The organism is Catenuloplanes indicus (assembly GCF_030813715.1).
Taxonomy (GTDB): domain Bacteria; phylum Actinomycetota; class Actinomycetes; order Mycobacteriales; family Micromonosporaceae; genus Catenuloplanes; species Catenuloplanes indicus.
The window spans coordinates 2,817,017-2,838,327 of record NZ_JAUSUZ010000001.1; the positions used below are offsets into that span (position 1 = coordinate 2,817,017).

Annotated in this window: 18 protein-coding genes; 10 read left to right on the plus strand and 8 right to left on the minus strand. The window is 74.6% G+C overall.

Annotation, left to right across the window (positions count from 1 at the left end; genetic code table 11):
• Positions 1-44: 44 nt before the first annotated feature.
• The 6 genes from J2S42_RS12600 to J2S42_RS12625 all read right to left on the minus strand — a co-directional run bounded on the left by J2S42_RS12600 (position 45) and on the right by J2S42_RS12625 (position 10,978).
• The gene (locus J2S42_RS12600) at positions 45-3,269 is read right to left on the minus strand and encodes a S8 family serine peptidase (protein ID WP_307238781.1); all 3,225 of its coding nucleotides are present in this window, start codon (positions 3,267-3,269) and stop codon (positions 45-47) included.
• A gap of 82 nt (positions 3,270-3,351) precedes the next feature.
• On the minus strand, positions 3,352-6,681 hold the full coding sequence (locus tag J2S42_RS12605; RefSeq protein WP_307238783.1) for an error-prone DNA polymerase: 3,330 nt from the start codon (positions 6,679-6,681) through the stop codon (positions 3,352-3,354).
• A 239-nt stretch (positions 6,682-6,920) separates the two neighbouring features.
• Complete coding sequence (locus J2S42_RS12610; protein ID WP_307238785.1) at positions 6,921-8,933, minus strand: DNA polymerase Y family protein; 2,013 nt, start codon at positions 8,931-8,933, stop codon at positions 6,921-6,923.
• The gene (imuA', locus tag J2S42_RS12615) at positions 8,930-9,694 is read right to left on the minus strand and encodes a DnaE2-dependent mutagenesis accessory factor ImuA' (protein WP_307238787.1); all 765 of its coding nucleotides are present in this window, start codon (positions 9,692-9,694) and stop codon (positions 8,930-8,932) included. The genes J2S42_RS12610 and imuA' overlap by 4 nt, the downstream gene beginning before the upstream one ends.
• 110 nt (positions 9,695-9,804) lie before the next feature.
• A complete protein-coding gene (locus tag J2S42_RS12620; protein ID WP_307238789.1) occupies positions 9,805-10,257 on the minus strand; it encodes an SAV_6107 family HEPN domain-containing protein in 453 nt (150 codons plus the stop codon).
• Between the two features lie 361 nt (positions 10,258-10,618).
• Positions 10,619-10,978, minus strand: a complete 360-nt coding sequence (locus J2S42_RS12625; protein WP_307238791.1) for an ArsR/SmtB family transcription factor — start codon at positions 10,976-10,978, stop codon at positions 10,619-10,621.
• A 155-nt stretch (positions 10,979-11,133) separates the two neighbouring features.
• Between J2S42_RS12625 and ppgK the strand changes: the two genes are divergently transcribed.
• The 8 genes from ppgK (at position 11,134) to J2S42_RS12665 (ending at position 18,137) form a co-directional block, all read left to right on the plus strand.
• Positions 11,134-11,868 (plus strand): polyphosphate--glucose phosphotransferase, encoded by a 735-nt coding sequence (ppgK, locus tag J2S42_RS12630; protein ID WP_307238793.1) that lies wholly within the window; start codon positions 11,134-11,136, stop codon positions 11,866-11,868.
• A gap of 10 nt (positions 11,869-11,878) precedes the next feature.
• On the plus strand, positions 11,879-12,925 hold the full coding sequence (locus tag J2S42_RS12635; RefSeq protein WP_307238794.1) for a zinc-dependent alcohol dehydrogenase family protein: 1,047 nt from the start codon (positions 11,879-11,881) through the stop codon (positions 12,923-12,925).
• A gap of 71 nt (positions 12,926-12,996) precedes the next feature.
• On the plus strand, positions 12,997-14,043 hold the full coding sequence (locus J2S42_RS12640; RefSeq protein WP_307238795.1) for a S1C family serine protease: 1,047 nt from the start codon (positions 12,997-12,999) through the stop codon (positions 14,041-14,043).
• Between the two features lie 62 nt (positions 14,044-14,105).
• Positions 14,106-14,933: an FAD:protein FMN transferase gene (locus tag J2S42_RS12645; protein WP_307238798.1), complete on the plus strand. Its 828-nt coding sequence runs from the start codon at positions 14,106-14,108 to the stop codon at positions 14,931-14,933.
• Between the two features lie 3 nt (positions 14,934-14,936).
• Positions 14,937-15,656 carry a monooxygenase gene (locus tag J2S42_RS12650; protein ID WP_307238800.1) on the plus strand — a complete coding sequence of 240 codons (720 nt, stop codon included), beginning with the start codon at positions 14,937-14,939 and terminating at the stop codon, positions 15,654-15,656.
• Entirely contained in the window at positions 15,653-16,207 is a 555-nt protein-coding gene (locus tag J2S42_RS12655) for a GNAT family N-acetyltransferase (protein WP_307238801.1), read from the plus strand. The genes J2S42_RS12650 and J2S42_RS12655 overlap by 4 nt, the downstream gene beginning before the upstream one ends.
• Positions 16,204-17,001 carry a carotenoid biosynthesis protein gene (locus J2S42_RS12660; RefSeq protein ID WP_307238803.1) on the plus strand — a complete coding sequence of 266 codons (798 nt, stop codon included), beginning with the start codon at positions 16,204-16,206 and terminating at the stop codon, positions 16,999-17,001. The genes J2S42_RS12655 and J2S42_RS12660 overlap by 4 nt, the downstream gene beginning before the upstream one ends.
• Before the next feature lie 8 nt (positions 17,002-17,009).
• Complete coding sequence (locus J2S42_RS12665; protein WP_307238805.1) at positions 17,010-18,137, plus strand: glycosyltransferase family 2 protein; 1,128 nt, start codon at positions 17,010-17,012, stop codon at positions 18,135-18,137.
• Here the strand turns inward: J2S42_RS12665 and J2S42_RS12670 are convergent.
• Positions 18,130-18,468 carry a hypothetical protein gene (locus J2S42_RS12670; protein ID WP_307238806.1) on the minus strand — a complete coding sequence of 113 codons (339 nt, stop codon included), beginning with the start codon at positions 18,466-18,468 and terminating at the stop codon, positions 18,130-18,132. The genes J2S42_RS12665 and J2S42_RS12670 overlap by 8 nt on opposite strands.
• Positions 18,469-18,514: 46 nt before the next feature.
• Between J2S42_RS12670 and J2S42_RS12675 the strand changes: the two genes are divergently transcribed.
• Positions 18,515-18,811, plus strand: coding sequence for a hypothetical protein (locus J2S42_RS12675; protein WP_307238808.1), 297 nt, complete (start codon positions 18,515-18,517; stop codon positions 18,809-18,811).
• A gap of 22 nt (positions 18,812-18,833) precedes the next feature.
• A complete protein-coding gene (locus tag J2S42_RS12680; RefSeq protein WP_307238810.1) occupies positions 18,834-20,315 on the plus strand; it encodes a phytoene desaturase family protein in 1,482 nt (493 codons plus the stop codon).
• Here J2S42_RS12680 and J2S42_RS12685 read toward each other — a convergent pair.
• Positions 20,302-21,291, minus strand: a complete 990-nt coding sequence (locus tag J2S42_RS12685; protein ID WP_307238813.1) for a glycoside hydrolase family 6 protein — start codon at positions 21,289-21,291, stop codon at positions 20,302-20,304. The genes J2S42_RS12680 and J2S42_RS12685 overlap by 14 nt on opposite strands.
• Positions 21,292-21,311: the final 20 nt, after the last annotated feature.

Sequence of the window (21,311 nt, forward strand, 5' to 3'; positions counted from 1 at the left end):
CCACGGTACGGGAGGGGGCACGCCCCCTCCCGTACCGCGCGGTGTCAGCGGATCTCGTACGCCCGGATGATCGTCTCGGTCACCGCGTTGCCGGCCCGGTCGACCGCGGTGGCCCGCAGCGAGACGAAACCGGCCCGGTTCGGGTGCCGCAGCTGCGCGGCGCCGTCCCGGACCTGCACCCGCTGCCAGGTGACGCCGTCGTCGAACGACGCCTCCACGGTCAGCGACCGGTTGCGCGCCGCAGCCGACCCCTCCTGCGCGTCCACGGTCACCGGCACGGAGACCGTCCGGCCCTTCGGCGCCACGCTGGTGGCGTCGACCGGCGGCGTGAACACCACCGCGGAGAGCGGCAGCGGCACGATCACGTCCCCGGCCGTGTTCTCCGAGGTGAACGTCCAGCTCGCGACCACGGAGGTGGAGAGCCGGTGCGGCGTGCCGCGGCTGGCCGTGGCGTCCAGGCGGTAGACCGCCTTCTCCGGCGGCACCTGGAACTCGCCGTAGGTGTCGGCGACCTCACCGATCAGCTGCCCGTTCCGGTAGAGCTCGAGCGACACGTCGCCGAGGCCCGCCAGCGTGTACCCCTCGCGGCCGGCGCCGTCGCCGAACAGCGCCGGGCCCGCGAAGAGGATGTCCTGGAACCGGCCGGCGAACGTGAACCCCGAATCCGGGAACGCGGGCCCGAACACGGCCCGGTTCCACTGCTCGCGCACCGTACGGCCCGGCTTGTACATCGTCTGCGTGCCGTACTCCTGGAACGTGGGCGTCTCGCCACCCGCGGTGGACTCGGCGAAGACCGGGATCCACGCCACGCCGCTGTCCGCGTTGTAGTACTCGGTACGGTCGAACGGCAGCGTGGAGTACGGCGTCAGCACGAAGAGGCCGCCGAACGTCGACGGGTGCAGCGGGTACGCCCCCTTCGCACCGACGTCCGCGGTGGCGGCCTGCTTCCCGTGCGAGGCCCGCACGGTGGCCAGCTCACGCTGCCGCACGGTGCGGTCGTACCCGGTGAAGAACCCGCCCTCGGTCAGGTAGAACAGCGAGTAGCTGTACGGGCTGTCCACGAACGTGCCGTTCGCGTCCTTCCGCGCGAACGACGCGGCGATGTGCGAGTTGAAGCCCTCGACCCGCTCGTCCGGCCCGAGGTCCAGCGTGTAGTTGTTCGCGAACGTGTCCGCGCCGAGCCCGAAGCCGTAGGCCGGCCCGGCCACGACGAGTTCCACGCCGGTCTCCGCGGCCTGCCGCTCCGGCACCCGGATCGAGATCGGCTTCGCCTGCCGCGCGTCGATGGTCAGCGTCTCCGCGCCGTCCACCGTGAACCGCGCGTGCGTGGCCATCGTGGTGGCCCCGGTCTCCTCGAACAGCAGCGAGATGACCGAGTAGGTGCCCTTCGGCAGTCGCGCGTCCGTGGCCGGCAGCCCGACCTCGACGCCGGACCGCCCGTCCGCGGCGATGAAGATCAGCACGCCGCTGGTGGCGGCGGCGCCGGTCCGGTCCAGCACGCTCAGGTCGACGTCGTAGCTCTCCACCTCGCGGTCCACGCCGAACGGCGTCTGCACCACCACGTCGCCGGCGGTGGCGGTGATCTCGCCGCCGTGGAACCCGTCCGGCATCTCCCGCGCCGTGTCGACCGTGACGGTCACCGGCGCGGTGCCGCCGGCCGGCACGGTCACGGTGGTGGCGGACAGCGTGACCAGCCCGTCCGGGATCGCGCCGCCGACCGGCGTGACCGCGAGGTTCAGCGTGATCGCCGCGGTGCCGCCGTTGCGGTAGACGAGCGTCTCGGTCCGCACCTCGTCGTCCGCGTGCGGCCACAGCTGGAGGCCGAAGCTGAGCGCGGCCGGCGACGCGGTCACGGTCTGGGTGATCGCGCGGGCCACGTCCACCCGGCCGGCGCCCTGCGCGGTCACCGCGATCTCCGGGTTCGGCTCCGCGGACCCGATCAGCGTGGACTTGAGCAGCTCAGCGGTCCAGTCCGGGTGCTGCCCGGCGAGGATCGCGGCCGCGCCGGCCACGTGCGGCGTGGCCATCGAGGTGCCGGACAGCGACGTGTAACCGGCGACCGGTGCGGGACCGCCGATCGAGCCGTCCGCGCTCTTCGCCGCGATGATGTCCACGCCCGGCGCGGTGATCTCCGGCTTGATCGCGGAGTCGCCGGTGCGCGGCCCACGGCTGGAGAAGTCCGCGAGCGCGTCCGTCTTGTCCACCGCGCCGACCGCGAGCGCGGAGTCCGCGCTGGCCGGGCTGCCGACGGTGCGGTCACCACCGGCGTTGCCGGCCGCGATCACGAAGAGCGTGCCGTACTCCTCGGTGAGCGTCTGCACGGCCTGCTCCAGCGGGTCGACCGCGGTCGTGTCCGTGCCGCCGAGGCTCATGTTGACCACGTCGGCGCCCTGCTCGGCAGCCCACTGCATGCCGGCCAGGATCGACGACTCCGGGCAGCCGAACGTCATGCAGACCTTGCCGTCCAGCAGCTTCGCGCCGGGCGCCACACCCTTGTAGCGGCCGCCCGAGGCCGCGCCGGTGCCGGCGATCGTGGAGGCGACGTGGGTGCCGTGGCCGACCAGGTCCCGGTCGTCCTCGTCCTCGATGAAGTTCTGCGCCGCGGCGACCTGGCCGGACAGGTCCGGGTGGGTCTCGTCGACGCCGGTGTCCAGCACGGCCACGGTGGTGCCGGTGCCGTCCAGGCCCGCCTGCCACGCGGCCGGTGCGCCGATCTGCGGCACGCTCACGTCCAGCGACGGCCGGCGGAGCCCGTCCAGCCAGATCTTGCCGCCACCGCGGCGCGCACCCTGGTCACCCGCGGTGAGCGACTTCCAGGTCTGGCCGGCCCGGTCCGCGCGCACCGCGGACATGCCGCCGGGCAGCGCCCGCGCGGCGCGGGCACCGGCCGGGCTCGCGCCCTCGACGATCAGCGGCAGGTCGGCGCGCCGGTCGTCGTAGCCGAACTCGATCAGCGTGGTGATGTCGAACAGCCGCGGGTCGAGCCGGCCGGCGCCGAGCAGCGGCACCGCGTCGGACGGGATGACGGAGGTGCGCCCGTCGACGGTGCGGGTGGCGAAGCGGATGTGCTCGCGGCCGGCGCCGCGGGTCAGCTCCAGCCGGTCTCCCCGGTGAACGGTGACCCGGTCACCGGTGATGAGCGTGACGGCCGGTGCGGCCTGGCCGGCCGTGGCCCGGACCGGAACTGCGGCTGGCGCGGCCGTCGCCGTGCTGGGTAGCACGGCGACGAACGCGGCGGACACGGACAGCGCGGCGATTACACGTCGCATGCGGTCTCCCCCGGAAGGTGGGTGGATGAGGTGCACTCACCTATATAGACCGCTCAGAGTGCGATTGTGTTGCATGTGTCGATTAACGGAAATCCCGGGATGGCGGTGAGACCGGCGCCTCCACCGCCTCCAGACGGTCCGCGACCAGGTTGATGACGCCCTCGGCCTTCTCCAGGACGCCGCGCACGAGCAGCGCCGAACTGGTCCGTGCCACCTTCCGGTAGCGCACCCACAGCCCCGGCGAGCAGGTGACGTTGAGCATGCCGGTCTCGTCCTCCAGGTTGATGAACGTGACACCACCCGCGGTCGCCGGACGCTGCCGGTGGGTGACGATGCCGCCGGCCAGCACGCGGGTGCCGGCGTCGATCCGCTTGAGCCGCACGATCGGCACCGCACCGGCCGCGGCCAGCCGCTCCCGGATGAACCGCACCGGGTGGCTCTCCGGGGACAGGCCGGTGGCCCAGACGTCCGCGTAGAGCCGGTCGACCGCTTCCATGCCGGGCAGCGGTGGCGCCTCGGGCGCGCCCATCGGCAGCCGGTCCGGCCGGTCCTGCGCAGCGGCACCGGCGGCCCAGAGCGCGGCGCGGCGATCCATCCCGAACCCGGCGAACGCGTCCGCCGTGGCCAGCGCCTCCAGATGCCCGGCGCTGAGGCCCACCCGGCGCGACAGGTCCGCGATATCGAGATAGAGCCCGTTGCGGCGGCGCTCCTCCTCGATCGCGGTGGCCACCTCGGGCGAGATCGACCGCACGCCGGACAGCCCGAGACGTATCGCGGGGCCGCCCAGGCCCCAGGAGTGCGGCGGCGCCCCCGGGCCGCCCCCGCCCCAGACCGTGCGCGGCGTGGACTCCAGCGCCGCCATCGCGCCGCTGTGGTTGATGTCCGGCCGGCGCACCTCCACGCCGTGCCGCCGCGCGTCGTCGACCAGCGACTGCGGCGAGTAGAAGCCCATCGGCTGCGCGTTCAGCAGCGCGGCGCAGAACGCGGCCGGGTGGTACCGCTTCAGCCACGCGCTCGCGTACACCAGATAGGCGAAGCTCATCGCGTGGCTCTCCGGGAAGCCGAAGCTGGCGAACGCGGACAGCTTCACGTAGAGATCGTCGGCCAGTTCGCCACCGATCCCGCGCTCGGCCATCCCCGCGTACAGCCGGGCCTTCAGCCGTTCCATCCGCTCGGCTGAGCGCTTCGAGCCCATTGCGCGCCGCAGCTGGTCGGCCTCGCCGGCGTCGAACCCGGCCACGTCGATCGCCAGCTGCATCAGCTGCTCCTGGAACAGCGGCACGCCGAGCGTCTTCTCCAGCGCGTTCCGCATCAGCGGGTGCGGATACTCGATCTTCTCCCTACCGTTCTTGCGCCGGATGTACGGGTGCACCGACCCGCCCTGGATCGGGCCCGGCCGGATCAGCGCCACCTCGATCACCAGGTCGTAGAACGTGCGCGGCTTGAGCCTGGGCAGCGTGGCCATCTGCGCGCGGCTCTCCACCTGGAACACGCCCACCGAGTCCGCGCGGCACAGCATGTCGTAGACCTCGGGGTCGTCCAGCACCATCGCGCTCAAATCAAGATCAAGTTCGATCATGTCGTACGCGTAGTGCAGCGCGGACAGCATGCCGAGCCCGAGCAGGTCGAACTTGACCAGGCCGACGCTCGCGCAGTCGTCCTTGTCCCACTGGAGCACGCTGCGGCCGGCCATCCGCCCCCACTCGACCGGGCACACCTCGATCACCGGGCGGTCGCAGATGACCATGCCGCCGGAGTGGATGCCGAGGTGCCGGGGAAACGTCTGCAGCGCGTTCGCGTACTCCACGACGTGCTCCGGGATCTCCTCCACGTCCACCGCCGCGACCGAGCCCCACCGGTCGATCTGCCGGCTCCACGCGTCCTGCTGGCCCGGCGAGAACCCGAACGCCTTCGCGACGTCCCGCACCGCGGACCGCGGCCGGTACGAGATCACGTTCGCCACCTGGGCCGCGTGCTCCCGCCCGTACTGCCGGTAGATGTACTGGATGACCTCCTCGCGCCGGTCCGACTCGATGTCCACGTCGATGTCCGGCGGCCCGTCCCGCTCCGGCGCCAGGAACCGCTCGAACAGCAGCTGCCAGCGCACCGCGTCCACGTTCGTCACCCAGAGCGCGTAGCAGACCGCCGAGTTCGCCGCCGACCCGCGCCCCTGGCAGTAGATGCCGTTGCGCCGGCAGAAGTCCACGATGTCCCAGACGATCAGGAAGTAGCCGGGGAAGTCGAGCTGCTCGATCATGTCCAGCTCGCGGTGCAACTGCACGTACGCGTCCGGCGCGGCCTCCGGCGGCCCGTACCGCCGCAGCGCGCCGCGCCAGGTCAGCTCGCGCAGCCAGCTCATCTCCGAGTGCCCGTCCGGCACCGGGAAGTCCGGCAGCTCCGGCGCCACCAGGTTCAGGTCGAACGCGAGATCCCGGGCGAAGTCCACGGTCCGCGCGACCGCACCCGGGAAGTGCCGGAACCGCGCCGCCATCTCCGCGCCGCTGCGCAGGTGCGCGGTCGCGGCCGCGGGCAGCCAGCCGTCCATCTCGTCCAGGCTGCGCCGGGCCCGCACCGCCGCCAGCGCGGTCGCCAGCCGCCGCCGCCCCGGCGTCGCGTAGTGCACGTTGTTCGTCGCCACCGTCGGCAGGCCCATCTCCGCGGCCAGCTTCGCCAGCGCCTCGTTCCGCACGCCGTCGAACGGGTCGCCGTGGTCGATCAGCTCCACCGCCACGGTGTCCGCGCCGAAGTTGCCGACCAGCCGGTCCAGCTCCCGGCGGGCCGCGTCCTCGCCGTCGTACAGCAGCGCGGACGGCACCGTGCCCTTCCGGCACCCGGTCAGCACCAGCACGTTCCCGGCCAGCTCCGCCGCCACCGACTCCAGCGAGCCGTAGTCCGGCCGCCCCTTCTCGCCGCCGCGCAGGTGCGCCCGGCTGATCGAGGCGGCGAGGCGGGCGTACCCCTCCGGCCCGTGCGCCAGCACCAGCAGGTGCTCACCGGCCGGATCCGCCTCCCCGTTCTGCGGCCCGGGCAGGTCCAGCGACAGCTCCGCACCGAAAATCGTCGGCAGTCCCAGCTCCTTCGCCGCCTCCGCGAATCGCACCACACCGTAGAACCCGTCGTGATCGGTCACCGCGAGGCCGCTCAGCCCGAGCCGTACCGCCTCCTCGGCCAGCTCCTCCGGATGACTGGCCCCGTCCAGAAAACTGAAGTTCGTGTGACAGTGCAGCTCCGCGTACCCGACCTCACCGGCCCCGCGCTCGATCCGCTCCGGCGCCTCGTAACCGGGCCGCTTCCGCGTCCACGCCGGCGAGTCCCCGCCGTCCGGCTCCACGGCCAGCGGATCCACGACGTACCCGCCGGACAACTTCCGTTCCAGCTCCGCCCACGGCACGTCCGGATTACTGAACCCCACCCGCAATTCCCTTCAAGACCGAAACCGTTTTCCCGCTTCCGGCGTGGTCGCGTTCCCAGTGCTCCCGCGGGCACCGGTCGTCGCTGGCGCTCCTCCCTGCACGTTCCGCGGTGGTCCGGAGAACCCACCGCGACGTCCGTCGCCGCCCACCGGGTCCCGCGGCAGCAGGCCTGCCGGGCGCTCCACGCCCGGAATTTCGGCTCATCGCGGTGTTCGGGAAGAGGGGCACCTGCGGAAACTCAGTCATAGCGGGCCTCCACGAACCAGCGGCCGCCGGCCAGCGAGAGAAGTAGTGCGGCGCCACCGGCCAGCGTCACCTGGAAACGGACGCGGCGGTGTGCCTCGGCCGGCGCCCACCAGCGTTCGTCCACCGGCCACGGACCGGCCCAGCCGATGATGTCGGCCGGCTCGTCACCCTCGGCGAGCAACCGGGCCGGCTCGCCGCTGAGTTCCAGCCGCCCGCTGACCCGCACGTCCTCGCCGGCCGCGTCGAGGACCCGCGCCCGCCCGGGCCGCACTGGCACCAACGCCGGCGCCGGTGCCGGCAGACTCCCCGGCCAGCCCGGCCGCGTCCGGTCCCGCACGGCTCGCCGCCGCGGTCCGGCCCCACTCCCGGTACCGGCCGGCACCGCACCGCCTCGGGCACCGGCCGTGCTCACCCCCGACCCTGACTCGGCGTTCTCCGCTCCCGGCCGCACGGCGGTAAGAGCCACCGGCTCGGTGGCGGCAACCGGCTCCGCAGCGGTCCTGCGCCGGAGCGGCACGACCTCAGCCAGGCCCTCGCCGAAAACCGATGCCGTCTCCCGGTAGTTCGGCTGGCCGATGTCGGCGGCCGCCGTCGCGCGCGGCATCGCCGCCGGTTCATCTCCAGCCACCGGCGAGCTCGCGGGCGCGTTCGGGGACGAAAGTGGTGGTGGGTGCTGCGGCAGGAGGGACTCGGGAATCGGCTGGGGTGGTGGTTTGCGGGAGCGGCGGCGGGTCGCGGCCGGTGCGGGGGTGAGCGGGCCGGGGCGGGCCGGGGTACGTTCGTCGCCCCAGGGAATCAGGGTGACGGCGTCGGACGGGGAGCGCCCGCCGGCCAGCACCGGGGTGACGACGGACTCGGGGCCGAGCAGGCCCTGGACGCGGCTGAGCGCACGGTGGGCGCGGCGGCGTTCCTCGCCGGTCTCGCCCCAGAGGCCGGGCTGCAGGCCGGCGTGGGCGAGGATGCCCTCCGGGGTCAGCGTGAGCCGGATGATGCCGGAGGTCGGGCGCGGTGGTGCGGCGCGCAGGCCGGTAGCCGGGCGGCGGCCGGTGCCGGTGAGCCAGCCGTCGAGTTGCCAGCGGACGCGTTCGGCGAGCGCGGCCGTGGTGAGCAGCCCGTCGTGGCGCCAGACCCGGTGCAGGTCCTCGCCGCGTTCGGTGACCGCGGTGATGCCGAGGCGGGTGCAGGCCAGGCCGTGCGCGGCCAGCCGGTCGTGCAGGCGTTCGGCGAGCGTGCGGGCGGCGAACGCGGCCACGTCCACCCGGTCCAGCGGCTCCTCGTAGGTGTCGGTGACCGCCAGGCCGGGCGGCGGCTGCCGGACCGCGAGCGGGCGGTGGTCGCCGCCGGCGGCGAGCCGCTGCGCCAGCGCCGCGTCGAAGCCGAAGCGGGCCAGCACGTCCGAGGCGGGCAACGCGGCGAACGCGCCGAGCGTACGGATGCCGAGCCGGCGCAGCATGTCGGTGAGCTGCGGCCGGTCGAGCGCCTCCACGCCGAGCCCGGCCAGGAACTCCGGGGTGCCGCCGGGCGGGACGATGACGCCGCGCCGGGCCGCGAGACCGGCCGCGAACGTACCGTCGGCGATGCCGGCCTGTGCCTCCACCTCGCAGGACGCGGCGACGTGCTCGACGATGAGTTCCGCGGCCCGCTCCTCACCGCCGAAGTAGCGGGCCGGGCCGCGGGCGGCGAGCGCGGCGGCGCCCGGGCGCAGCACCTCGATCCCGGCCGCCTTCTCCTCGATCGCGGCGACGACCGGCTCGAACGCGCGCGCGTCCCGCGCCGGGTCCCACTCCACCACGGTCAGGCCCGGGCAGCGGCTCTCCGCCTCCCGTTTACGCAGCCCGCGGCGTACGCCGTCGACCCGCGCGGCCTCGCTGCACGCGACCACCCGGTTGGATCTCAGCACCGCCACCCGACCGCCCACGGCCACGCCCTCCGCGATCTCGGCCGCCACCACCGGCCAGTCCGGGCACCACAGCAGCAGTGTCCGGAGCGTGTCGGCGCCGCTCACGCCGGCTCGGCCGCCGGGCCGACCAGCGTGAGCGGCGCGCGGGGTACGGCCGTGTCGGGCGGGTCGACGAGCGTGACGGTGGTGGCGCCGGGGGTGCCGGCGACGACCGCGGTGAACCGGCCGGAGGCGGCGGGGAGCCAGACGCGGATCTCCCGGGGCCGGGTGGCGGCGCCACGGCCGCGGGCGGAGATGGTGAGGCGGCGGCGGGTGAGGCGGCCGTGGCCGGGCCCGAGACCGTCCCAGGCGCCGTCGGTGATCTGCAGCGTCACGTCCGCGCCGGTCCAGGCGCCGTACGGGACGAGCACGCTGCCACGCTGCCGGGCCCGTGCCGCGAGCCGGTCGGTGACCACGGTGGAGACACCGTCCGGCGCGGCCGCGACCACCACGTCGACGCCGTCGATCAGCGCGGCGACCACGGTCGGCCACTCCGCCCCGGGGTACGGCACGAGCGCCAGCCGGTCCAGCGCGATCCCGGCCTCGGCCGCCGCGAGCAGGCCCAGCGCCGGCACGCCGACCACCGCGCACCAGGACCCGGCCCGGGACGCCTCGGCGAGCAGCGCCAGCATCAGTGAGGTACCGCCGCTCGCGGACCGGGACGTGCCGACCGCGACCGTGCTACCCCGCCGCAGCCCACGATTCGGCAGCAATCCGCCCAATTCGGGCGCCACCGGCAACAGGCGGTGCGCGCCGGACCCGTCCATCTCGCTGGCCGGCCGCACCAGCTGCGCCAGGGCAGACCCGAGCACCATCCGGCCCGCCATGTCACCCTCAGCTGTTCTTCCGCGTCGTTCCCGGACCGCACCCCGCCGGCGGCCCGCCCATGTCACCCGTCCGCGCCCGCCGCGGCGGGCGCCACCCGCCCGGCGGCGCGTCAGGCGGCGGCCAGACCGTCGAGCGAGGGCTGGTGCGCGATGCCGAGCGCCGCCTCGATCACGGCCACGAACTGCTCGGCCGAGCGCAGCAGGTCGTCCGCCTCGCGGGCGGTCACCACCCGGGGGATGCCGGCCTCGGCGGCCGCGCGCTTGGACGCGCCGAGCGCGAAGTAGGTGGCCCACTCGCCGAGCTCCGGCGCGACCAGCACCAGCAGCTCCCACACGCTGGTCACCCGGTTGCGCCGGGAGGGTGCGGGGCGGGCGCGAGCCGCGAGCATGGCCGCGGCGGCGCGCAGAGCGGCGAGGTGGGCGGCCGCGTAACGCAAGCCGTCGGGCCGGGTCTGTGCCGCCTCCGCCAGCCCGCGCCGCGCCGTCGCCAGCAGCTGTGCGGGAGTGCGGTGCGGCAGCATGTGCGCCGGGACGGTGGGCACCTGGTCTGCGTTGCTCGCCATGGGTCTGACCTCCGCGTGTAGTGACGCGACCGCTCTGCCTGCTCTCGACTGCGCACTGCCCGGTCCGGCGAGCCGGCCGGACGCGTTGCTTCCCCACACCGCGTCCGGCCGGCACCCGCGTCGGCTGGTCCGCCGCCCGGCACCCGGGGGTCGAGGGTGCTGGGCGGCGGCCCTGCCTGTGCTGCGAACCCGGCTCGCGACTTCCGGGACCGCCGCGGTCTCCGCGGGACCGCGATCGGGATCGGCGCCGCGAATCGCCTCACCCGATCAAGTTAGAACGCTTGTTCTAACTCCTTGAGACAGTACACCCTGGGTCCGACAAAAACGCAACGGTGCGGCGCCGGGCTGTTCCGGGCCGTGATCAGGCGGAAGCGCCGGCGTCCGGCCCGGCTTCGCGGCGGCGGGTGCGGCGCCCGCGGGCCAGCTCGGTGCCGAGCGCGTCCAGCCGCTGCGCCCAGAAACCACGGAAGTGCTCCAGCCACGCGTCCACCTCGCGCAGCGGCGCCGGCTCGACCGCGTAGAGCCGGCGGGTCCCCTCCGAGCGCACCCGGGCGAAGCCGTGCTCGCGCAGCACCTTCAGGTGCTGGGAGACCGCCGGCTGACTGATCCCGAACTCGGCCTGCACCACCGCGCCGATCTCACCGGCGGCCCGCTCGCCGTCCGCGAGCAGCTCCAGGATCCGGCGGCGGACCGGATCACCCAGGATGTCGAACGCGTGCACGTACCGAAAGCTAGCAAAACGCTCTTATATAAGTCCAGGTTGAAACTAAGCGGCGGGCACCGGGCGAGGTGCCAGGGAGAACTAGGCTGTGGGTTCCAGACACCGCACGGCTCGGCCCGCGCGGACCACTGACGCATCGTGGGAGACGAGTCATCGTGATCTTGGGTATCGACATCGGCGGTTCCGGCATCAAGGGTGCGCCGGTCGACATCGAGGCCGGCGCGCTGCTGGCGGACCGTTTCCGGATCGAGACCCCACAGCCCGCCGACGTCCAGCGGGTGGCCGCCACGGTCTCCGAGGTCGCCGCGAAGTTCGGCGACATCGACCGGGTCGGCGTGACGTTCCCCGGCGTGGTGGTCCGCGGCGTCACCAAGACCGCGGCGAACGTGGACAAGTCCTGGATCGGCGCGGACGCGGCCGGGCTGTTCACCGAGGCGGTCGGCCGCCCGGTCACGGTGCTCAACGACGCGGACGCGGCCGGTGTGGCCGAGATGCGCTTCGGCGCCGGCCGCGGCGTGACCGGCACCGTGCTGATGCTGACGTTCGGCACCGGCATCGGCACCGCGCTCTTCGTCGACGGCACGCTGGTGCCGAACACCGAGCTCGGCCACCTGGAGCTGGACGGCGTGGACGCGGAGACCCGCGCCGCCGACCGGGCCCGCGAGGCCGAGGACCTGTCCTGGCCGGACTGGGCCGCCCGGGTCGAGCGCTACCTGCGGCACATCGACATGCTGCTGCAGCCCGGCCTGATCATCATCGGCGGCGGCGTCAGCAAGAAGGCGGAGAAGTTCCTGCCGCTGATCGACCTGCGCACCCCGGTGGTCCCGGCCCAGCTGCTCAACAACGCGGGAATCATCGGCGCGGCCGCGCTGGCCGCCGAGTCGGTCTGACGGCACGCGCGTGCGGGCGGTCGTCTTCGAGGAGTACGGCGCGCGGCCGGCGGTGCGCGAGGTCCCCGACCCCGCGCCCCCGGCCGGCGGCGTGGTGATCCGGGTCGAGGCCACCGGCCTGTGCCGCAGCGACTGGCACGGCTGGCGCGGGCACGACCCGGACGTCCGGCTGCCGCACGTGCCCGGTCACGAGTTCGCCGGCGTGATCGCGCGGACCGGCACCGGCGTGACCGGCTGGGCGCCGGGCGACCGGGTGACCGTGCCGTTCGTCTGCGCGTGCGGCCGGTGCGCGTCCTGCCTCACCGGCGACCAGCAGGTGTGTGAGCGGCAGACACAGCCCGGCTTCACCCACTGGGGCTCGTTCGCGGAGTTCGTCGCGATCGAGAACGCGGCGATCAACCTGATCCGGCTGCCGGACGAGCTGTCCGCGAGCGCGGCCGCGTCGCTGGGCTGCCGGTTCGCCACCGCGTTCCGGGCCGTGGTCGCACAGGGCCGAGTCGCGGCCGGTGAGTGGGTCGCGGTGCACGGCTGCGGCGGCGTGGGCCTGTCCGCCGTGATGATCGCGCACGCCGCGGGCGCGCGGGTGGTGGCCGTGGACACCTCGGCCGGCGCCCGCGACCTTGCCCGGCGGCACGGCGCGGACGTGGTGCTGGAGGCGATGGCCGGTGCGGACGCGGTGGCGGCCGCGATCCGCGACCTGACCGGCGGCGGCGCGCACCTGTCGATCGACGCGGTGGGCAGCGCCGCGACCTGCGCGAGCTCGGTGCGCAGTCTGCGCCGCCGGGGCCGGCACGTGCAGGTGGGACTATTGCCGGCCGCGACCGGCGTGCCCGTCGTACCGATGGATCTGGTCATCGCTCGTGAACTGGAGTTGCGGGGCAGCCACGGGATGGCCGCACACGCCTATCCGGCGCTGCTGGAGCTGGTGACGTCCGGCACGCTGCGGCCGGATCTGCTGGTGGCGGACACGATGGGGCTGGCCGCGGCCGCGGACGCGCTCACCACGATGGATCGCCCCGCGGTGCCCGGCATCCGGTTGATCGATCCGCGATCCTAGATCAACTTTCCTCAGATTACTCACAGCGAAGACCAAGCCGGGGCAGATCCTCCGGGCGCACCGTGAATGACATGACCGACGCGATGCACCGCCCAGAGCAGCAGATCAACATCCCTCAGCGGTACGAGGGGAACGCCCACTCCTACGGCAGCGGGCTCGCCGGCACGCCCGCCTACGCGCCCGCCGCGCTGTCGCCGCTCGGGCTGCCCGCCGTTCCCCCGGCCCCGCCCGCTCCCCCGGCTCCGCCGCTGTACCCGCCGATGGGCGGCGGTCCGATCGGCGGCAACGGGCGTCCGCGCCGGCGCCGGGGCAGGCTGGCCGCCGCCGCGCTCGCGCTGGCCCTGGCGGCCGGCACCACCGGCGGCGTGATCGGCAACGCGCTCGGCACCGACGGCACGCCCACCGGCACGTCCTCGGCCACCGCGGCCACCGTGACGGCCGCGAGCGCCGAAACGATCACCACGCTCAGCGGCGTGGTGCAGGCGGTCTCGCCCAGCATCGTGACGATCAACATCCAGAGCGGGCGCAGCGCCTCGCTCGGCTCCGGCGTGATCATCAGCACCGGCGGGCTGGTGCTGACGAACAACCACGTCGTCGCGGACGGCGGCACGATCACCGTGGACCTGGCGGACGGGCGTACCGTGCCCGCCACGCTGGTCGGCACGGACGCGTCGCACGACCTCGCGGTGATCCAGCTGGCGGACGCCGCCGGCCTGACCGCGGCCGTGCTCGGCGACAGCGACTCGCTGACCGCGGGGCAGACCGTGCTCGCGTTCGGCAGCCCGCTCGGCCTGGAGGGCACGGTCACCTCCGGCATCGTCTCCGCGCTGCACCGGGAGACCAGCGAGGACACCGGCGAGCAGGAGCCGCAGAGCCCGTTCGGTGGCGTGCAGAACCAGCAGCGGACCACCACGCTCTCCGACCTGATCCAGACGGACGCGGCGATCAACTCCGGCAACTCCGGTGGTGCGCTCGTCGACACGGCCGGCCGGGTGATCGGCATCAACGTGGCGATCGCCACCACCGGCGACTCCACCGGCAACATCGGTGTCGGCTTCGCGATCCCGGTGAACACCGCGAAGACCGTGATCGCCGAGATCACCGGCACCGCGGTCTGAGGTCGCCGGATCGTGGGCGGCCCCCTGTTGTGCGGACGCCCGTGGCGCATATCGTGTGCGGGATGAGCACCAGCACCCCTCCGCGCCGTGCCTGGGTGGAAGAGATCATGGGCATGCCCGTGAGCGTCCACCTGCGCGGCCCGGGAGTGGACTCCGACGAGGTCGCCCAGCACGTGGCCGGCGTCTTCGTGGAGCTGCGGGCCGTGGACGCGATGTTCAACCCGGCGCATCCGGACAGCCAGATCGCCCGGCTCAACCGTGGCGAGATCGACTTCTCCGGCTGCCACCCGGCGATCCGGACCGTGCACGGCCTCTGCGAGGAGGCGCACACCCGCACCGACGGTTTCTTCAACCCGTGGCTGCCCGACCCGGAGGCCAAGGGCGGTTACCGGTACGACCCGTCCGGCCTGGTCAAGGGCTGGGCGGTGCAGCGGATCGCGGACCGGCTGGCCGACCTCGACGGGCACGACCTCTGCCTGAACGCCGGCGGTGACGTGGTGCTGACCACGGTGCCGGGTCACCCGGTCTGGCGGGTCGGCATCGAGGACCCGGCCGAGCCGAACCGCATGCTCCGGGTCTGCGCGATCGCCACCGGCGCGGTCGCCACCGCCGGTGCCGCGCACCGGGGCGGGCTGGTGATCAATCCGTACACCGGGCAGGACGCCACCGCGCTGCGGTCGGTGACCGTGGCCGGGCCGTCGCTGCTCTGGGCGGACGTGTTCGCGATCGCGGCGGTCGCCCGCGGCGCCGAGGGCTTCGACTGGCTGATGCGCCTGGAGGAGTACGAGGCGCTGGTCGTGGACGAGGCCGGCGCGCTGCGGACCACCGGCGGCTGGGACCGGCTGGTGCTCTCCACCAGCGACCCGAACCTCTACCCGCAGACGGCCTGAGCCTTGTCCGCGCTGACCACGCTGCACGTCTGGCGGGTGCCCCGGCGGGCGCTCGGCGGCGTGCTGACCCGGATGGCCGTGGACCGGCGCCGGCTGCGCGCGCTGCCCGGCGTCCGCTTCGCGAAGCTGCTCGGCACCGGCACCGGCACCACGTTCGGGCCGGGTGACGCCGATCTCACCCGGTGGGCCGCGGTCACCGTCTGGGACGACCCGGCCGCCGCCGCGGCCTTCGACACGTCCGCGGTCGGCCGCGCGTGGGCCCGGGTGAGCGAGTCCGCGGTCCGGGCCGATCTGCGGCCGCTGCACAGCCGGGGTACGTGGTCCGGCCGTACCCCTTTCGAACCGGAAAATGGCTCTAGAACGGACGGCCCGGTGCTGGCCCTGACCCGCGCCCGGCTCGCCCCGGCCCGCGCGCTCACGTTCTGGCGCGCGATCCCGCCGGTCACCGCCGCGCTGCACGACGCGGACGGCGTGCTCAGCAGATTCGGCATCGGCGAGGCACCGATCGGGTGGCAGGGCACCATCAGCGTGTGGCGGAGCACGGCACATCTCCTGGAATTCGCGTACCGTCACCCGCAGCACCGCGCGGCGATCGCACGGACCCCCGAGGCCCGGTGGTATGCGGAGGAGCTGTTCGCCCGCTTCGCGGTGCTGGACCTGGCCGGCGACCCCGCGGTGCTGGGATGGGCGGACGACGGCGGGAAGGGAAGCGGGGGACGATGAGGCTCGTGCCGTGGACGCCGGACGACCTGCTTCGCCGGATCGACGACGTGATCACCGTGTACGGCGACGCGATGGGCTACCGGGCGGAGCTGCTCGCGGCCCGGCGCGGTTACGTGGCGACGCATGCGCGCCGCCCCGGCTTCCGCGCGGTGGCCACGCTCACCACGGACGGGCACCTCGCCGGATTCGGCTACGGCTACACGTCCGCGTCCGGCCAGTGGTGGCACGACCAGGTGCGCGGCGCGCTCGCCGACACCGACCGCAAGACCTGGCTGGGCGACTGCTTCGAGGTGGTGGAGCTGCACGTCAGCCCGCCCGCGCAGGGCCACGGCATCGGCGCTCGCCAGCTGCGCGCGCTGCTGACCATGGCGGAGGGCGGCACCACGCTGCTCTCCACGCCCGAGGCGCCGGAGGAGGCGTCGCGCGCGTGGCGGCTCTACCGCCGGTTCGGGTACGTGGACGTGCTGCGCGACTTCCACTTCCCCGGCGACGAGCGCGCGTTCGCGGTGCTCGGCCGGGAGCTGCCGCTACCCGCCGACCAGAAGCTGTGACAGCCCGCTGGCTGCCGGTGGCCGTCCTGGTCCTGGCACAGATCTGCTATCCGCTGACGCACGGCGACGCGCGCAACGGCCTGACCATCGCCACCGTGGTGCTCGGCTTCGCGATCTCCGTCGGGCACGCGGCCGCGACCCGGGGCGCGCGGACCGCGGTGGCTCTGATCGTGATCGCGGCCGGTGGCGGGTTCCTGATCGAGGCGACCGGCGTGCACACCGGGTTCCCGTTCGGCGGGTACGACTACTCCGGTCAGCTCGGCCCGAAGGTGCTCGGCGTACCTCTGATCATTCCGCTGGCCTGGGCCTGGATGACCTGGCCGGCGTGGCTGTCCGCGGGCCGGGTGGTCTCCCGGACGGTGCCGCGGGTGCTACTGGCCGCGGCCGGGCTGGCCGCGTGGGACCTGTTCCTCGACCCGCAGATGGTCGCGGAGGGGCACTGGTCCTGGCACGACACGTCACCGGCGCTGCCCGGCGTGCCCGGGATCCCGGTGACGAACTACCTGGGCTGGCTGCTGTTCGCGCTCGTCGTGGCCGCGCTGCTGGCCGTCTCCACCGACCGGCCGGTCACGGTCGCGGACGCGCCGATGTACGCGCTGTACCTGTGGACCTACGGGTCGTCGATCCTGGCGCACGCGGTCTTCCTCGGGCTGCCGGCCTCCGCGGTCTGGGGTGGCGCGGGCATGGCGGTCCTGGCCGTTCCGCTGGCGGTCACGCTGGTTCGCGGCCGGTCCACCGCGCGCGCGACCGGCGACCTGATCGGGGCCGGCGCCGGCCCGCGGCCCCGCCACTGACACCTGCCGTGCCCGACCCGCTGCTCGCGCTCGCCGCCGCACAGGCCGTCACGGCCGGTGCGCTGACGCTGCACACGCTGGTCAACGCGCGCCTCCTGCACCGGCCGGTCCCGGCCGAGACGGCGGCTGAGCCGATCGCCGTCCTGCTCCCGCTGCGGAACGAGGCGGACCGCGTCGAGCCCTGCCTGCGCGCGCTGCTCGCCCAGCGTGGCGTCGCCGAGATCGTGATCCTCGACGACGGTTCCACCGACGGCACCGCCGGCGTGGTCCGCGCGATCGCCGGTGACGACCCCCGCGTCCGCCTGCTCACCGGCGCGCCCCCGCCGCCCGGCTGGCTCGGCAAGCCGCACGCCTGCCACCGGCTCGCCGCCGCCACGGACGCGCCGATCATCGTGTTCATCGACGCGGACGTGGTCCTGGAGCACCCGCACGCGATCACCGGCGTCGCCGCGCTGCTCCGCCGGCTCCGGGTGGACCTGCTCAGCCCGTACCCGCGGCTGGAGGCGGTGAGCCCCGGCGAACGTCTCGTCCAGCCACTGCTGCAGTGGACCTGGCTCACGTTCCTGCCGCTGCGCGCGATGGAGCACTCGCGCCGCCCGTCGCTCGCCGCCGCCGGTGGTCAGCTGCTGGTCGCGGACGCGGCCGGGTACCGCCGGAGCGGCGGCCACGAGGCGGTGCGCGCGGCGATCCTGGAGGACATCGCGCTGGCCCGCGCGGTCAAGCGGGCCGGCGGGCGGATCGCGCTGGCGGACGGCACGCCGGTGGCCCGGTGCCGGATGTACACCGGCTGGCGGGACCTCGCCGACGGGTACGGCAAGTCGCTCTGGGCCTCGCTCGGGCCGCTGCCCACGGCCGTACCGGTGCTGCTGTTCCTGCTGTTCTGCTACACGCTGCCGCCGCTTACCGCGCTCGCGGCCGCGGCCACCGGTCACCTCACCGCCGCCGGGTGCGCGCTGCTCGCCACGCTGGCCGGCGTGGCCGGACGGGTGCGGTCCGCGCACGCGACCGGCGGCCGGGCGTGGCCGGACGCGCTCGCCCACCCGGTCTCGGTCGCGCTGCTGGCCTGGCTGACGCTCCGCTCGCACGCGCTGCGCCGCCGCGGCCGGCTGAGCTGGCGCGGCCGCGCCGTCAGCTGAACGTGTTGTGCTGGGTGTTGTGGTCGCCGACCTGCACGCCGCGCGAGTCGCTGATCCGCACGCCGCCCCCGCCGCCCTCGGTCAGCTCCAGCAGCCGCCGCGCGACGGCCAGGACCGCGGCGTCGGTCGCGGCGCCGCTGCTGACCAGCTCGTCACCGATCAGCGCACGCCAGCGGCCCGGTTCGCTCTCCACCGTCTCCAGCACCTCGGCGGACGCGGACAGATAGCCGCCGAGCAGGCTCTTCAGCGCGACCCCGGCGTGCACCGCGCCGGGCGCGACCGCCGTGGCCCCCGCCGCCAGCGCCGCGGTGATCACCTCTACCCCGGACATGCGTCCATTGTGGCATCGTGTTGCCCGCACACGCGATGATGACCTGATGAGCCGGACAGTCAAGGTGATCGTGGCAGTGGTGCTGCTCGCCGCCGGGATCACCGGCTTGGTGATCGTCCTCGGCGGCGAGGGCCTGGACCGCGCCGAGAAGTGGGTGTCGATCGGCGGCGTGATCGCGTCGGTCGTGCTGAGCGCGCTCGGCGTCGCGGTCTCCTGGCTGGCCTGGCGCCGTCCCGCCGCCGTCGCGCCCGCGCCGGCTCCCGCGCCGCACCCGGGCGTCGACGTGCGCGATGCGAAGGGCGTCCAGATCGGCGACCACAACACCCAGCACAACCGCTTCTAGCCCGATGCCCTATAAAGGGCAGGTGACGGCGGTAGCGGTGATCGGAGCGGGGGTCGGTGGCCTGGCGGCCGCGGCCCGGCTGGCAGCGGCGGGGCACTCCGTCACCGTCTACGAGCGGGCCGGTACGGTCGGCGGGAAGCTGGCCCGGTACTCCCGGGACGGGTTCACGTTCGACACCGGGCCGAGCCTGTTCACGCTTCCCCAGGTCTTCGAGGAGCTGTTCGCGGACGTCGGGGCTGACCTGCACGACCACCTCGACCTGGTGCGGCTCGACCCGATCGTGCGGCACCACTTCCCGGACGGGTCCACGCTGGACTCCTGCGCCGACCCGGCCGAGTTCACGAAGCGGATCGACACCGCGTTCGGCGCGCGGGCCGCCGCGGACTGGTCCCGGCTGTGGTCCCGCGCGGAGCGCGTCTGGCACGCGTCCTGGCGCGACGTGCTGCGCAGTCCGCTCGACGGCCCGGCCGACCTCGCGAGGCTCGCCTGGCATGTCCGCGACCTGGCCGCGATCGCGCCCGGCCGCACGCTGCGCGGGCTGGGCCGGGAATACCTGCACGACGCGCGGCTGCGGATGCTGCTCGACCGGTACGCCACGTACGCCGGTGCCGATCCCCGCCGCGCCCCGGCCGCGCTGGTCGCGGTGCCGTACGCGGAGCTGGCCTTCGGCGGCTGGTACCTGCGCGGCGGTCTGGGCCGGCTGGCCGACGCGCTGCTCACGCTGTGCCTGGACCTCGGCGTGGTGGTGGAGACCGGCGCGACCGTGACCCGGATCGAGGCGACCGGCGGCCGGGTGCAGGCGATCCGGGTACGCGGCGCGCGCGGCACCGCGCACCGGGTGCCGGTGTCCACCGTGGTGGCGAACGTGGACGCGCTCACGCTCTACCGCGACCTGCTGCCGTCGCCGCGCCGGCTGGCCGCGCTGACCGACCGCAGCCTGGCCGGTTTCGTGCTGCTGCTGGGCGTGCGCGGCGAGTCCGGGCTGGCGCACCACACGGTGTTCTTCCCGCGCGACTACGACGCGGAGTTCGACGCGGTCTTCGGTGCGCCGGGCCGCGGCGTGCCGGCCCGGCCACCGGCCGACCCGACCGTGTTCGTGACCGTGGCGGACGACCCGAGCACCCGGCCGGATCGGCACGAGGCATGGTTCGTGCTGGTCAACGCGCCCCGGCACGGACTGGCGGCGGACGCGGTGGACTGGCGGCGGCCCGGGCTGGCGGACGCGTACGCGGACCGGGTCCTGGATCTGCTGGCCGCGCGCGGCGCGGACGTGCGGGACCGGCTGGTGTTCCGGGAGGTCCGCACGCCCGCGGACCTGGCCGTGTCCGCGCACGCGCCGGGCGGCGCGATCTACGGCACCGCGAACCACGCGCTGCTGCGCCCGGCGAACCGCGGTCCGGTGGGCGGCCTGCACCTGGTCGGCGGTTCCGCGCACCCGGGCGGTGGCCTGCCGATGGTCGCGCTCTCCGCCCGGATCGCGGCGGAGCAGATCATTCGGGGCTGACCGGCCGGCCGGACAGCGCCAGCGCGTACTCCGGGAACCAGGCACCGGCGGGCGGGTCGCCGCGGTCGCACTCGCCGTCGGACTCGCCCGGCCGCTTCACCCAGAGCAGCGCGTCCAGCCGCGGCACGCCGGTGTCCGTGGTCGGGTCCGCGCCGATCGCCCGGCCGGGCGGGTTGCACCAGCGCGCGACGCCGGACGCCGCGTTCGGCCCGTTGCCGTTGCGGCTGGTGTCGATCACGAAGTGAGCGCCGCCGAGCGCCTCGGACAGCCGGGTGCCGTACGTGACCGACGCCTCCGTGGTCTCGAAGTTGGAGACGTTCAGCGCGAACCCGGCGGCCCGCGCGATCCCGGCCGCGCGCAGCGCCGACGCGAGCCGGTCGCGGTCGGCGATCCAGCTGGCGTTGCCCGCGTCCAGGTAGACGCGGGCCCGCTCGTTCGCCGCGAACGCGTCCACCGCGGCCGCGAGCAGCGCGTACCGCTCGGCGGGCGGGCCGGCGCAGCCGTCGACGGCCTGGGCGACCGCGTCCGGCTCCAGCACGATCAGCACCGGCTCGCCGGCCAGCGCGGCGGCGAGCGCGCGTACCCACGTCAGGTATTCCTCCCGGCCGGCGGCGCCACCGGCCGAGAACGACCCGCAGTCCCGGCCCGGGACGTTGTAGACGGTGATCACCGGCAGCCGCCCGGCCGTCCGCGCGTCCGCCACCAGCGTGGCCGCGCGGGTCACGGTGTCCGTGGACGCGCCGGTGAACCAGACCGCGGTGGGTTGCTCGCCGATGTGCCGGATCGCGTCCGCGTCCTCGGCACGCCCGGCCGCGGCGTACTCGTCGGCCTGCCGGGTGGCCACGTTCGGCGTGGCGGCGAAGAACCGCGCGCCGGCCAGCGGGTTGACCGGCTCCGGCTCCGGTTCCGCCCCGGACGTGCAGCCGGCCAGCGCGAGCAGGCCGGCCGTGAGCAGGCAGGCTCCGATGCGGCGCATCCGCGCCCTCCGTCCCGTGG

Excerpts from the sequence above, each read along its gene's own strand:
- J2S42_RS12600 (WP_307238781.1), bottom strand. The coding sequence starts at position 3,269 with ATGCGACGTGTAATCGCCGCGCTGTCCGTGTCCGCCGCGTTCGTCGCC.
- imuA' (WP_307238787.1), bottom strand. The coding sequence starts at position 9,694 with ATGGCGGGCCGGATGGTGCTCGGGTCTGCCCTGGCGCAGCTGGTGCGG.
- J2S42_RS12620 (WP_307238789.1), bottom strand. The coding sequence starts at position 10,257 with ATGGCGAGCAACGCAGACCAGGTGCCCACCGTCCCGGCGCACATGCTG.
- J2S42_RS12640 (WP_307238795.1), top strand. The coding sequence starts at position 12,997 with ATGACCGACGCGATGCACCGCCCAGAGCAGCAGATCAACATCCCTCAG.
- J2S42_RS12645 (WP_307238798.1), top strand. The coding sequence starts at position 14,106 with ATGAGCACCAGCACCCCTCCGCGCCGTGCCTGGGTGGAAGAGATCATG.
- J2S42_RS12655 (WP_307238801.1), top strand. The coding sequence starts at position 15,653 with ATGAGGCTCGTGCCGTGGACGCCGGACGACCTGCTTCGCCGGATCGAC.
- J2S42_RS12670 (WP_307238806.1), bottom strand. The coding sequence starts at position 18,468 with ATGTCCGGGGTAGAGGTGATCACCGCGGCGCTGGCGGCGGGGGCCACG.
- J2S42_RS12675 (WP_307238808.1), top strand. The coding sequence starts at position 18,515 with ATGAGCCGGACAGTCAAGGTGATCGTGGCAGTGGTGCTGCTCGCCGCC.
- J2S42_RS12685 (WP_307238813.1), bottom strand. The coding sequence starts at position 21,291 with ATGCGCCGCATCGGAGCCTGCCTGCTCACGGCCGGCCTGCTCGCGCTG.